General features: G+C 52.3%; 11 protein-coding genes. 3 read left to right on the forward strand and 8 right to left on the reverse strand.

Annotated features, from left to right (window positions below; all coding sequences use genetic code 11):
- Positions 1 to 48 precede the first annotated feature (48 nt).
- Complete coding sequence (gene matP, locus GW579_RS05990; protein ID WP_165058068.1) at positions 49 to 507, reverse strand: macrodomain Ter protein MatP; 459 nt, start codon at positions 505 to 507, stop codon at positions 49 to 51.
- 210 nt (positions 508 to 717) lie between these two features.
- Between matP and GW579_RS05995 the strand changes: the two genes are divergently transcribed.
- The gene (locus GW579_RS05995; RefSeq protein ID WP_165058070.1) at positions 718 to 2,484 is read left to right on the forward strand and encodes an AAA family ATPase; all 1,767 of its coding nucleotides are present in this window, start codon (positions 718 to 720) and stop codon (positions 2,482 to 2,484) included.
- A gap of 68 nt (positions 2,485 to 2,552) precedes the next feature.
- Complete coding sequence (gene fabA, locus GW579_RS06000) at positions 2,553 to 3,071, forward strand: bifunctional 3-hydroxydecanoyl-ACP dehydratase/trans-2-decenoyl-ACP isomerase (RefSeq protein WP_165058072.1); 519 nt, start codon at positions 2,553 to 2,555, stop codon at positions 3,069 to 3,071.
- A 143-nt stretch (positions 3,072 to 3,214) separates the two neighbouring features.
- Here fabA and rmf read toward each other — a convergent pair whose 3' ends face one another.
- From rmf to rlmKL, 6 genes are all read right to left on the reverse strand, one after another.
- Positions 3,215 to 3,382, reverse strand: a complete 168-nt coding sequence (gene rmf, locus GW579_RS06005) for a ribosome modulation factor (RefSeq protein ID WP_013574871.1) — start codon at positions 3,380 to 3,382, stop codon at positions 3,215 to 3,217.
- 275 nt (positions 3,383 to 3,657) lie between these two features.
- Positions 3,658 to 4,227 carry a membrane integrity-associated transporter subunit PqiC gene (pqiC, locus tag GW579_RS06010; RefSeq protein WP_152324132.1) on the reverse strand — a complete coding sequence of 190 codons (570 nt, stop codon included), beginning with the start codon at positions 4,225 to 4,227 and terminating at the stop codon, positions 3,658 to 3,660.
- Positions 4,227 to 5,879: an intermembrane transport protein PqiB gene (gene pqiB, locus GW579_RS06015; protein WP_371819761.1), complete on the reverse strand. Its 1,653-nt coding sequence runs from the start codon at positions 5,877 to 5,879 to the stop codon at positions 4,227 to 4,229. The genes pqiC and pqiB overlap by 1 nt, the downstream gene beginning before the upstream one ends.
- Entirely contained in the window at positions 5,866 to 7,140 is a 1,275-nt protein-coding gene (pqiA, locus tag GW579_RS06020) for a membrane integrity-associated transporter subunit PqiA (RefSeq protein WP_370530235.1), read from the reverse strand. The genes pqiB and pqiA overlap by 14 nt, the downstream gene beginning before the upstream one ends.
- A gap of 78 nt (positions 7,141 to 7,218) precedes the next feature.
- Positions 7,219 to 9,123: an ABC transporter ATP-binding protein gene (locus GW579_RS06025; protein WP_152324135.1), complete on the reverse strand. Its 1,905-nt coding sequence runs from the start codon at positions 9,121 to 9,123 to the stop codon at positions 7,219 to 7,221.
- 5 nt (positions 9,124 to 9,128) lie between these two features.
- Positions 9,129 to 11,249: a bifunctional 23S rRNA (guanine(2069)-N(7))-methyltransferase RlmK/23S rRNA (guanine(2445)-N(2))-methyltransferase RlmL gene (gene rlmKL / locus GW579_RS06030; RefSeq protein ID WP_152324136.1), complete on the reverse strand. Its 2,121-nt coding sequence runs from the start codon at positions 11,247 to 11,249 to the stop codon at positions 9,129 to 9,131.
- A 110-nt stretch (positions 11,250 to 11,359) separates the two neighbouring features.
- Here rlmKL and GW579_RS06035 point away from each other — a divergent pair, with 110 nt between their 5' ends.
- Positions 11,360 to 12,463, forward strand: a complete 1,104-nt coding sequence (locus GW579_RS06035) for an MOSC N-terminal beta barrel domain-containing protein (protein ID WP_165058074.1) — start codon at positions 11,360 to 11,362, stop codon at positions 12,461 to 12,463.
- 49 nt (positions 12,464 to 12,512) lie between these two features.
- Here GW579_RS06035 and GW579_RS06040 read toward each other — a convergent pair whose 3' ends face one another.
- Complete coding sequence (locus tag GW579_RS06040; protein WP_152324138.1) at positions 12,513 to 13,058, reverse strand: cell division protein ZapC; 546 nt, start codon at positions 13,056 to 13,058, stop codon at positions 12,513 to 12,515.
- Positions 13,059 to 13,169: the final 111 nt, after the last annotated feature.

Consider the following 13,169-nt stretch of genomic DNA (forward strand, 5'->3'; position numbering starts at 1 on the left):
GATTCGAATACAACAGGAGAAAGCTTTCAGCCAGAAATACAAAAAGGCTCAGAGATCTTGTTTACCGAGGATTTGCTGTAAGTCTTCTTTGAGTGAAGACATCTGGTTGGCGTATTTCTCTTTTCGTTCTGCGTCTTCAAGCAGTTGAATGATGGTGTCCGATAACGTTGCACCACGACGCTGTGCAAGGCCTGCCAGCCGCTGCCAGACGAGGAATTCTAAATCGATGGATTTCTTACGGGTATGCTGATGTTCAGCATTAAAATGACGTTTTCTGCGTGCACGAATAGTTTGTTTAAGCCGGTTTTCCAGCGCCGGATTCATGTCATTCACAATCCAGTCCGTGACCTTCACTGGCTCATTTTCCAGACTGAGAAGTTGGTTCACGGATTCCTGTGCGGCACTGTTTTCCAGATGACGGGTGATCCGCTCACCTTCCCGGTGTTTCTTCACCAGGTACTTCCATTTCCAACCGCTTTCAAGATTTTCCAGTTGCTGATATTTCATCGTGAACTCTTCGGTGACCCCGTAACTTTACTAAGCATAACAGCTTTATTTCAATTTTCACCCCAAATAAACCTGCATATATTGTCCGTTTTTTGCGCACCTGGTCAGCAATGTGCACTAAGCCATGTTCAGTCGCGACTCTCATTGTATGCAGCCGGATTTATTCTTGTATAATCGCTCTTTCCCTTTTTATAGAAAACAGCTAACACATTGACCAATAACCGACTTGACTGGCAGCTTTTACTGCCTGACTCCGCGCCTTATGAGGCAATATTTGCAACGGCAGCCCAGTTAGCCCCTGTCGATTTCGCTGGAACACAGCCCCGGCTGGAAAATGGTTTAACGCTGTTTTGTCATCCCCGCTCGCGCCCTCGCTTTATGACGCTTAAGGCGCAGGAAAACCGTGAGTATCTGTCACGCATTGCTCAGGCGGTAAACGATCTGTTGCCTGAACCCACTGAAGTGACTGGCAACCGCTATCATATTGAAGGCAGTAAGGTCACCCTGCTCGCGGCAAAATCAGCGGAAGATGCTTTTGCTGCGAAGTTCACCTGCCAGTATCGCGAGTGGCTTGAGCCGGAGCAGCTGTTTGGCTGTGTTCGTGTGCATAAAGATCTCATCCAGCTCGAACCTGGTCTGGTTCATCAGGTTAATGGCGGTGTTCTGGTGCTGTCTATCCGCACACTCATCGCTCAACCGCTGATGTGGCTTCGCCTGAAACAGATGATCACGGAAGGCATGTATCACTGGGTTTCCCCGGATGAAACTAAACCTTTACCGGTTACCATTCCCCCTATGCCACTGGATCTCCGTCTGATTCTGGTTGGCGACCGTCTCTCTTTGGGCGATCTGAGTGACATGGAACCGGAGCTGATGGATTCTGCCATTTATGGCGAATTTGAAGCTGACCTGCCGCTGACAGAAGAAAGCGACATGGAAACCTGGTGTGGATATGTCAACACGCTGGCCGATGAGCTGGAAATTCCCCGCCTTGCTGCCGATGCATGGCCTGAATTCTTTAAGCTGGCAATCCGCCAGAGCACCGATCAGGGCAGTCTGACGCTCGATCCGGTCTGGCTGAACGCGCAACTCAGTGAAGCAGCCCTTTATAATGAAGATGAGCTGCTGAGCGCCAAGGCGCTGGAAGCCGCGTCCAGCGCACGTGCATGGCGCGAAAGTTACCTGCAGGAACGTATGCAGGATGAAATTGAGCTTGGGCAAATCCGCATAGAAACTGAAGGAGAAGTGGTCGGGCAGATCAACGGCCTTTCTGTTCTGGAATATCCGGGTCATCCGCGTGCTTTAGGTGAACCTTCGCGCATTAGTTGTGTCGTACACACCGGCGACGGCGAATTTACCGACGTTGAGCGCAAGGCAGAATTAGGCGGCAATCTTCATGCGAAAGGCATGATGATTATGCAGGCATTCCTGATCTCCGAGTTAGAACTCGACCAGCCTCTGCCCTTCTCCGCTTCGATTGTGTTTGAGCAGTCTTACGGTGAAGTGGACGGCGACAGCGCTTCCCTTGCTGAACTCTGCGCGCTGATTAGTGCGCTGTCGATGCAGCCGATTAACCAGCAAATTGCGGTGACCGGTTCTGTCGATCAGTTTGGGAATGTGCAACCTATTGGTGGCGTGAACGAAAAAATCGAAGGTTTCTTCGAGGTTTGTCAGCGTCGCGGTTTGACCGGTAAACAAGGGGTCATTCTGCCAACCAGCAACGTGCGTAATTTGTGCCTGCATCCGCAGGTGATTGACGCCGTTCGCGACGGCCAGTTTCACTTATGGGCAGTCGATAGCGCAGACGAAGCGCTGCCTATCCTGACCGGACTGATTTACTCCAACGAAGGAGAAGCTGAAGAAGAGCGTGCAAGTTTGCTGGGATTAATTCAGCAGCGTATTGCACTTGTCACGTCTCAGGGCGGCCCGCGCTATCCGTGGCCTCTTCGCTGGTTGAACTGGTTCAACCACAGCTGATCGGAGTTGTTCAGCTTACAGCTGTAAGCTAAGCTCCGCCCTTCATTAAAATAAGGCTTACATAGAACATGGTAGATAAACGCGATTCCTATACGAAAGAAGACCTCGTAGCTTCTGGCCGCAGTGAACTGTTCGGTGCAGGCGGCCCTCCATTACCATCAGGCAACATGCTGATGATGGACCGCATCGTGAAGATGCAGGAAGATGGCGGCACCCATGGCAAAGGCTATGTTGAAGCTGAATTAGATATCAATCCTGACCTGTGGTTCTTTAGTTGCCACTTCATCGGCGATCCGGTCATGCCGGGTTGTCTGGGTCTGGATGCAATGTGGCAGCTGGTAGGTTTCTATCTGGGCTGGCTCGGTGGCGAAGGCAAAGGCCGCGCACTGGGTGTGGGTGAAGTGAAATTCACCGGTCAGGTATTACCGACGGCTAAACTTGTCACTTACCGCCTGAACTTCAAACGCGTGATCAACCGTAAACTGATCATGGGCGTTGCAGATGGCGAAGTTCTGGTTGATGGCGTAGTTATCTATACTGCAACGGATCTGAAAGTCGGCCTGTTCAAAGACGCGGCGGCGTTCTAAGAGCCCTTTCAGTTCATGCCAGACAAACGGTGAGCCCTGTGCTCGCCGTTTTTTTATGATCTTTTAAAGTTCAGCTGAGAGAGCCACAAACAAAAACCTCCGCGCGCAGCGGAGGTCGTTCCTTATTCTGACAGGGGAGCCGCTTAAGCGGTGACGGCCCTGTCCTCCATGGCTTGTCGCCAACCCCCGAGCCAGTGTGATCGGGCATCTAATGATTGGTACGGACAAATCTCCTTAGAGCGTCCGCCAATACCTGCTTGATATCCACGTGATTGTGCCCGTTCCAGGCGATCGCGTTTTTGTCTCTTCATGCCTTGTATCCCTCATTATTCAGGTCAGGTGGAAAGAAAACAGTGGAGCGCTTCTGCGTCCACACCTAACAAATAGCCGCAATCGCAGGAGAGGTCAATGCGCAAAATTCACGCCAATGTCACATTCGTGAGCTATATTATTCGATTGCGCGCAAACTAATCGCGCCAGCGTAATGCTCATCTGGCTGATCGTCATAAAAAAATCCCGGTGTCTGAAAAGTCAGAAACCGGGATTTTTTGTCTTTAACTTAAAAAATATTAAGCTTAAAAAATTGTCATCTTATCTGTGATGCAATCTGGCCTGCTTCTTGCTGCCAGCCTGTCGCCAGCGTTCTGACCAGTGCATCATAACCGTCTTCGTTTTGTTTCAGGTTCAGCGCGAAATCACGCTGAACTGTCTGCCCAGCGTGCGTCAGCGTCCAGCTGCCGCTGACCACCACGATACCATCGTAGCGGCCATGGAAGCCGGTGACATTCACGTTCAGCACATCCTGATCGTCAGAACCGCCCGCCTGCGAAGAAACCAGGAAGCCCGGCAAATCTCGGCGCAGATAGGTCACCAGAGATTGCTGAAGCTGCTGATCCAGCGGGCTGGCCCAGAGGTTATTCTGAGTCAGTGTATATTGCACATCATTGGTCTGATAAACCAACCCGGTTCCCGCCAGATAATCAGCCACACTCACCCGTTCTACCCACAAGTGACGCTGCGCGGTTGAGCCGGATGTCATCGTGCTGCCCGCCACTGGCGTGCTGCTAAGTACCGGCAACTGGTAATACGTTTTCTCGTTACTGCTGCTGCATGCAGACAGGAATAATACTAAGACGACAGGTATCCATTTCATCATTATTTGGCCTTCTTCGGCTGAGGATCATCTTGCCCTGGGGCGGCGAAAATCAGTGCATTACTTTTCTGATTCAGCGTTTTCAATACCGGCTGAAGCTCACGCAGCGTTTTATCCAGACTCTGCATATCGCCAACCAGATTGCCGTAGGCCGGTGAGCCAGGCTGGAAGCCTTTCAGGCTACGGTTAAGCTGAATGAGCGTCTGCTGCATATCCGCAGGCAGATTTTTCATCTCTTTGCTCGAGACAATCGCGTTCAGGGACTCAATGGTTTTCTGCGTAGATTTCATCGTTCTCTGGCTTTCAGCCAGCGTGCTGGTCGCTTCACGCATCATCGGCTCAATTGGCAGATTGTTGATTTTATCCAGTGTCGTCATCAGTTTCTGCTGGATTTGCGCAAACCCGCCGCTCACGGTCGGCAGCAGTTTATGTCCGGCAATTTCCAGCGGCCCTTTCCACGGTTTCTCGTTCGGATAGAAATCCAGATCGATATACATCGCCCCGGTCAGCAGGTTGGCTGATTTCATGGAGGCGCGCAGACCATGTGCGATGCCGTCACGGATATGATCGTCAATATTGAAATTACTGCCCAACAACTGAGCGAAGCGGTCTGGTTCGATACGGATCAGGATCGGAATGCGGTAATCATCTGACATTTGCTGATTAAGCACATTCATCGGGAACGGCACTTCGGCCACAGTACCGAGACGAATACCGCGGAATTCTACTGGCGCGCCTTTTTGCAGCCCACGGATGGAATCCGAGAAGAACATCACGTAGTCCATATGACGCGTATACAGTGATTCCTGAATACTTTTCTGATCGTCAAACAGCTGATAGTTATCGCCATTTTTCGCTTCAGCGCCCTGCGTCCAGCCGTTCGGAATATCGAAGCTTACGCCTCCGCTAAACAGCGTCGTCAGTGACCCCATCTCCACACGCATACCGGCGGCGGACATGTCGAAATTCACTCCGCTGTCTTTCCAGAAACGCACATTGTCGGTCACCAGCGTGTCGTATGGCGCACGGACAAAGAGCTGATATTTGATGTTACGGGCTTTAGGATCAAAGTGGCTGGTTTCAACCGTACCGACCTGATAACCACGAAACAGCACCGGATCGCCCGGATTCAGTTGCCCTGAGCGTTCGCTTTCCAGAATAACACGGACGCCTTTCGCATCCGGTGACGCCAGCGGTGGTGAATCATCCAGCTTATATTCTTCTTTCTCGCCACCTTTACTACCGGGCTGTAGCTGAATATATGCGCCGGACAACAACGTACCGAGGCCGGAAACACCCTCGCGCCCGATTTGCGGTTTGACCACCCAAAACACGGAATCGCCACGCAGCATTTTTTCCATACCGGTATTCAGACGGGCTTTGATGATGACCTGCTGGAGGTCGTCGCTGAGCGTGACCGTCTCCACTTTGCCCACGTCCACGTTGCGACTTTTGATGGTGGTTTTGCCGCCTTCAATGCCTTCCGCGGTAGTAGTGATGAGCGTGACTACCGGGCCCTGATGGCTGTAGTGATAAAACAGGATCCAGGCCCCGATCAGTGCCGTGACAATCGGCACAATCCACACCGGAGACCAGCGTTTAATTTTTTCGACTTTGGCAGTTCCGTCGTGTTCTGCCATGTTATTTCCTGCCATCTTGTGGCTCCTTTGCAGACTTCATTCCAGCGCGATCCCAAATGAGCCTTGGGTCAAACGTCATGGCGGCGAACATCGTAAGAATGACAACGCCTGCAAACAGCAGCGCGCCGATATCCGGATATATACTCATCAGTTGCCCCATTCTTACCAGGGCTGACAGCACCGCAATAACAAACACGTCAATCATTGACCAGCGGCCAACAAACTCAACAACTTCATAAATGACATGCAACCTTTCCCTGTCGATTTGCTTATTACTGTTGGCATCCCAGCACAGCCAGGCAATGGCGATCATTTTTAATGTCGGCACCATAATACTGGCGATGAAAATCACCATTGCCACAGGGTAAGAGCCGTCACTCCACAGCAGCACAACACCGGCCATGATCGTTGAAGGCATCGGATTCCCGAGAACCTGCGTGATCATAATCGGCAGCATATTGGCCGGGAGATATAACAAAATAGACGTCACCAGCAGGGCCATCGTCCATTGCAAACTATTTTTACGTCGCGCGTGGCCTTTGCTTTTACAGCGCCCGCACACTTCCTGCTCCGCAGGCAGAATCGCCATGCAGCAATGGCAGGAGCGCAGCCCCTGGCGCAAACCGCTCTCGCCTACCCGTAACGGCTGAACAAGTTCAGGTGCGGGTTCGATGTGTTCCCACATCCAGAAGCGATCGGTGCACTGAAAAGCGCGCAGTTGCAGCAGGCAAAACAAAACGTAGGGGATAAAGCTGGTGCCAATCCCCACATCACCGTACGCCATCAGTTTGACGAAACTCACCAACACACCGGCGAGAAAAATCTCCACCATGCACCAGCTTTTCAGCCGAAACAGCGTGCGCGCGATGCTCACTTTCCAGTGAACCGGAATTTTGTTGCCGTAGCAAAGGAGGATAATCGAGAGCATGCAAACCGCCGGAAGCAGTTGCACCACGATCATAAACAGAGACGCCATACTGGCGTAATCTTCAGAAACCAAAACCTGCGGGATCTGCACCAGTGTCACTTCACTGCTCAGCCCGGCAACGTTCATATTGACGAAAGGAAAAAGGTTGGCCAGCAACAGCATGAATAATGCGCTGATTGCATAACCGACAGGACGCCTGCGTGGCTCATTCCAGCGGGTTGTCAGCGTCGTATGGCAACGGGGACAAACGGCCTTTTGCCCTATTTTCAGACCAGGTATGGCCACCAGAATGTCGCATTGGGGACACAGGATGTGCGGGTCATTGTCATGGGCGTCAGAACACACTATCGACTCCTCAACAGCGCAAAGGCAAAGGATAGTGGCAACCGGATTTCCATTACGCCGGTTGCCAATCGTAATGCAGTGTTAGCCGTTTTTCTGCGCTTCCAGCGCTTCCCAACGTTCAAACGCCTGCTCTAATTCCAGCTCTGCGGCAGCAAAAGCAGTGAGCACTTTCTGTGTTTCTTCATGAGGAAGTGTGAAGAAATCAGCATCACTCATCTTCTGTTGCAGGGCTTCAATTTTTTCTTCCAGTGCGCTGATTTGCAGAGGCAATTGTTCCAGTTCACGCTGTTGATTATAGCTGAGCTTATTTGCCGTGCGTTTGGCCGGTTCTGCTTTTGGTTGCGCCGCCGGTTTATTTTCCGTGACAACAGCCTGACGAATTGGCTTCTGGTTACGACGCTGATGCTGTGCGTCAAAATAACCGCCCACATAGCTGTTAATCACGCCGTTGCCTTCATAAATCCAGCATTCGGTGGCCGAGTTATCAACAAATTCACGGTCATGGCTCACCAGCATCACGGTACCCTGATAGCTGTCGATCATCTCTTCCAGCAGTTCCAGCGTTTCCACATCCAGGTCGTTGGTCGGTTCATCGAGGATCAACAGGTTGCTTGGACGCAGGAACAGTTTTGCCAGCAGCAGACGGTTACGTTCGCCGCCGGACAGCGCTTTTACCGGCGTCATTGCACGTTTCGGATGGAACAGGAAGTCTTGCAGATAGCCCAGCACGTGGCGTGCACGGCCATTCACCATCACTTCCTGCTTACCTTCGGCGAGGTTGTCCATCACTGTACGTTCCGGATCAAGCTCGGCGCGGTGCTGGTCGAAGTACGCCACTTCCAGCTTGGTGCCGCAGTGAACGCGACCGCTGTCGGCCTTAATCTGACTTAACATCAGTTTAAGCAAGGTGGTTTTACCACAGCCGTTCGGGCCAACCAGCGCAATTTTATCGCCACGCATCACCTGCGCGGAGAAGTGGCTCACCAGTTGCTTACCGGCAATCGCGTAGCTGACATCTTCCATTTCGAAGACAATCTTGCCCGAAGTCGAAGCTTCAACGACCTGCATCTTAGCGGTGCCCATGACTTCGCGACGTTCAGAACGCTCCTGACGTAAGGCTTTCAATGCGCGAACGCGGCCTTCGTTACGGGTACGACGTGCCTTGATACCCTGGCGGATCCACACTTCTTCCTGTGCCAGTTTTTTGTCGAACTCTGCGTTCTGCAATTCTTCAACGCGCAGGGCTTCTTCTTTCGCCAGCAGATATTCTTCGTAGTTACCCGGATAAGACACCAGTTTGCCGCGATCGAGATCGACAATACGGGTCGCCATGTTACGGATGAAAGAACGGTCATGGGAAATGAAGATAATGCTGCCCTGGAACTCTTTCAGGAAATCTTCCAGCCAGGCGATACTTTCGATATCAAGATGGTTGGTCGGTTCGTCGAGCAGTAAAATGTGCGGCGCGCTGACCAGCGCACGACCCAGCGCAGCTTTACGCAACCAGCCGCCGGACAGAGATTTAAGCTCTGTATCCGCGTCCAGACCCAGTTTCAGCAGCACTTCATTAATGCGGCTGTCGAGCTGCCACAGGCCCTGGTGATCGAGGATCTCCATCACCTGCGCCAGTTTGTTCATGTTCTTTTCGCTCGGATCGGTTTCAACCAGATGCGAAATGGCGTGATACGCCTTCAGATGTTCAGCCTGCTCGAACACGCCTTCAGAAACGAAATCAAAGACCGTGCCTTCAACGTTACGCGGCGGATCCTGCTGCAGACGCGCAACAATCAGGTCTTGCTCATACACGATACGGCCGTCATCCAGCGGCACTTCTCGGTTAAGGATTTTCATCAGCGTCGATTTACCGGCGCCGTTACGGCCAACCAGACAGACGCGTTCGTTCGGCTCGATGTGTAATTCGGTGTTATCCAACAGCGGCGAGTCACTGAATGACAGCCAGGCACCTGACATACTAATTAACGACATAAACTTTATTTTTCCTCGCCGGCGTGGGACAGCAGCCAGCAGTTATGAATTTGACGGTTACGGGCGAAATCCTGTGACAGGGTTTGGCTGGTGATTTCTTTGGCGGTCAGCCCCAGTTTGCTCAGTCCGTCGAGATCCATCTGGAAGCCGCGCTTGTTGTTCGAGAACATAATGGTGCCGTTGCGACGTAAAATGCGTTTCAGATCTTTCATTAATGCCAGATGATCGCGCTGAACGTCAAAACTGTCGGCCATACGTTTCGAGTTGGAGAACGTCGGTGGATCGATAAAGATCACATCGAATTGTTCATCACACATGCCCAGATAAGACAGGCAATCTGCCTGAATCAGGCGGTGCTGACGGCCGGTCAGGCCATTGGCACGCAGGTTTTTCTCTGCCCATTCCAGATAGGTACGGGACATATCTACCGTGGTTGTGCTCCGCGCACCGCCCAGACCGGCGTGAACGCTGGCCGTGCCGGTGTACGCGAACAGGTTCAGGAAGTCTTTTCCTTTACTCATTTCGCCGAGCATTTTGCGGGCAATACGGTGATCCAGGAACAAACCGGTGTCGAGATAATCCGTCAGGTTAACCCACAGTTTAGCGTCGAATTCCTCAACCAACAGGAACTCGCCCTTCTGTGCCAGTTTCTCGTACTGGCTGGTGCCTTTCTGACGTTCACGGGTTTTCAGGATCAGCTGGCTGGAAGAAATATCCAACACGGACATCGTGGCGTTAATCACGTCGAACAAACGCTGACGGGCTTTCTGCGCATCAACCGTTTTCGGCGGCGCATATTCCTGAACCACAACTTTGCTGCCGTAGCGGTCAACCGCCACGTTGTAGTCCGGCAAATCGGCGTCATACAGACGATAGCATTCGATGCCCTGCTGTTTGGCCCATTTCTCCAGTTTCTTAACATTTTTCCGGAGGCGGTTGGCGTAATCTTCTGCCATTTGCGCACCTGCCGCGCCGGTCGGGTTTTCCGCCAGCTGGTAGTTTTTCTGCACACATTCCAGCGGGCCGTTTTTCGCTTTGAACTGGCGCTCAGCGCGCAGCTGGAGACAACTTAACAACTCAGGTGACGCACTGAATAAGGAGAGCTGCCAGCCGCCAAACTGTGTCTTCATAATGCGGCCAAGCATGTTGTGCAACGCAATCAGAGCCGGTTCGCTTTCCAGACGCTCGCCGTATGGCGGATTGCTGATCACCGTCCCGGTCGGGCCTTCCGGCAGCGGATTCACCAGTTTGCCGACTTCGGCAGCGTCAAAGCTGATCAATTCTGCCACACCCGCGCGACGGGCGTTGGCACGTGCCATCTCGATAACACGACGGTCGATATCAGAGCCGAAGAAGCGTGATGATGTTTCCTGAACGCCACGGCGGGTACGAACCTGCGCTTCGGCAGTCAGTTCACGCCACAGTTCAGCGTCAAATTTGCTCCAGCCGGTAAAGCCCCAGTGCTGGCGATGCAGGCCCGGCGCGCGATCGGCGGCAATCATGGCTGCTTCAATCAGCAACGTACCGGAACCACACATCGGGTCGACCATTGGCGTACCCGCCTGCCAGCCTGAACGCATCACGATAGCCGCGGCCAGGTTTTCTTTCAGCGGAGCCTGACCGGTCAGGTCACGGTAGCCGCGCTGATGCAGGCCTTCGCCGCTGAGATCCAGCGCGACGCTGGCAGTATCACGTTGCAGAAACACGTTAACGCGGATGTCCGGTTGCTGTTTTGCCACATTCGGACGTTCGTCCATTTTGCGGGTAAAACTGTCAACGATGGCGTCTTTCACTTTCAACGCGCCGTACTGGCTGTTACGGATTTCGTCGTTCAGGCCGCTGAAATGCACGGCAAACGTTTTTTCCACGCCAAACACGGACGGCCAGTCAATCGCCATCACACCGAGGTAAAGATCCAGATCGCTGTGAACTTTGAATTCGTTCAGCGGTAACAGGATGCGCGAAGCCAGACGGCTCCACAGTAAGCTCCGATACATCAGGCGATCGTCACCTTCAAAATGTACCCCTCCCTGCACAACTTTGCAGGCTTGCGCACCCAGCGTTTCCAGTTCGCTTTTTAACAGTTCTTCCAGTCCACGCGCCGTGCTGGCAAACAAAGAGTTCATATCGACATATCACCAAAAATAAAATTGTTGCGCATTATAGCTAATCCCCACCGCTTGTCATAAAGTCTCTGGTTCTCTTTAAGACTTTATATACAGAGAGGCGACGTTCAGTGCCCATTCTTTCACGTTTATTCGTACACCCGGTCAAATCCATGCGTGGTCTGCAAGTCTCCCACGCACTGGTTACAGCAACAGGACTGACGTTCGACCGCCAGTTCATGATTACCGATACGCAAGGCACTTTTATTACGGCCCGCCAGTATCCCAACCTTGTCCTGTTCACCCCGGTGATCCTGCCCGATGGCCTGATGATCTCTGCGCCAGAAGGTGACAGCATCAGCGTAAAATTCCGTGAATTCGCCGGTGAAAACTCTCCGACAGAAGTTTGGGGCAATCAGTTTACCTCACTCATCGCGCCGGAACCGGTAAATCGCTGGTTAAGTGCTTATTTAAAGCGTGACGTCCAGCTTCGCTGGGTTGGCGAAGAGCCGACGCGCCGTGTGAAAAAACATCCGGAAGTCCCGTTGTCGTTTGCCGACGGCTTCCCGTATCTGCTGATCAATGAAGCGTCGATGCAGGATTTACAGCGCCGCTGTCCGGGGGGAGTACGCGTTGAGCAATTCCGGCCCAACATTGTGGTCAGTGGCACCGAAGCTTATGCCGAAGATACCTGGCAGACGATCCGCATCGGCGAAGTCATTTTCGATCTGGTCAAACCGTGCAGCCGCTGTATTTTCACCACGGTCAGCATTGAGCGCGGACGTAAACATCCGCGGGGCGAACCGCTGAAGACCTTGCAGGGCTACCGTACTGCCAGCGATGGCGACGTGGATTTCGGCCAGAATATGATTGCGCGAAATACCGGCGTGATCCGCGCGGGCGACAGCGTTGAGGTGCTGGCCACCAAACCACAGCGGCCTTACGGCGCAGGTGAAGTGGTTGAAAACGTCGACGCACCGAAAAGCACTGCGCAGGACGTGACCATCAATTATCAGGGCACGCAGTTTACCGGGAATAATCAGCAGATTTTGCTCGAACAACTGGAATTGCAGGGATTACGGATCCCATATTCGTGTCGTGCGGGAATATGTGGTGCCTGCAAAATGACATTACAAGAGGGAAAAGTTTCGCCGCTGAAAGAAAGCGCAGTGGGCAAAGACGGAATGATATTGTCGTGCAGCTGTATTCCGGCCTCAGATATTATCATCGGCTAGAAAACGCAGTTAATGCAGAGTCAGGCAGTTTAAACCGGAATTAAAGAACTTAAACTGCCTGATCGTAGACATCGCTGTCTACCCGGAATGCCGCTGGCATCAACCGGTCATGCATCACTTTGATCGCATCACCTAACACCATCCCGCGCCCTGCCACTGTCAGACGTTCCTGCGCCAGCAGGCACAGACTGGCGTTATCGCCGGACTCAACCACCAGTAATGTCGCCTGCTCACCACTTTCCATTACCTGCACCTGCGCAAGCTGACCGTTTGCTGGCTGGAAAGGACGATGTTGCTGACTGAAATGCCAGCTCTTAGGCATCAGCGGTTTTAAAAAGCGAAAGGCGACTAATGCATTTAATACTAATTCGGCGCGCTGCTCGGCGGCCAGGCGAATATGTTTGCACTGTTCTTCGAAATCAAAATACAGCGCCGCATCATCGACACAAAATGACATATCGCCGAACGCATCCGGCGTTAACATTTTAGCGGGGAATCGGGAACGGAAAATCATGCCATTAGCGAGATCCAACATAAGCCGGTCATGTTCAGTATCAAAATACCAACGCCAATTATCATCTGGTTTGATTTTCATTTCGTCATCCTGTTTGCGCGATGCCCTCTGCCTGTTTGTTCGTGATGTTCTATTGTTACCTGATCCGATAAGAATAGAATTTTTTATTACGAACGGGTATCAGACAAATCC

The organism is Rahnella contaminans (genome assembly GCF_011065485.1).
GTDB classification, from domain to species: Bacteria; Pseudomonadota; Gammaproteobacteria; order Enterobacterales; family Enterobacteriaceae; genus Rahnella; species Rahnella contaminans.

Coding starts and splice junctions, on each gene's coding strand:
- matP (WP_165058068.1), bottom strand. CDS start 507: ATGAAATATCAGCAACTGGAAAATCTTGAAAGCGGTTGGAAATGGAAG.
- fabA (WP_165058072.1), top strand. CDS start 2,553: ATGGTAGATAAACGCGATTCCTATACGAAAGAAGACCTCGTAGCTTCT.
- rmf (WP_013574871.1), bottom strand. CDS start 3,382: ATGAAGAGACAAAAACGCGATCGCCTGGAACGGGCACAATCACGTGGA.
- pqiC (WP_152324132.1), bottom strand. CDS start 4,227: ATGATGAAATGGATACCTGTCGTCTTAGTATTATTCCTGTCTGCATGC.
- pqiB (WP_371819761.1), bottom strand. CDS start 5,879: ATGGCAGGAAATAACATGGCAGAACACGACGGAACTGCCAAAGTCGAA.
- GW579_RS06025 (WP_152324135.1), bottom strand. CDS start 9,123: ATGTCGTTAATTAGTATGTCAGGTGCCTGGCTGTCATTCAGTGACTCG.
- rlmKL (WP_152324136.1), bottom strand. CDS start 11,249: ATGAACTCTTTGTTTGCCAGCACGGCGCGTGGACTGGAAGAACTGTTA.
- GW579_RS06040 (WP_152324138.1), bottom strand. CDS start 13,058: ATGAAAATCAAACCAGATGATAATTGGCGTTGGTATTTTGATACTGAA.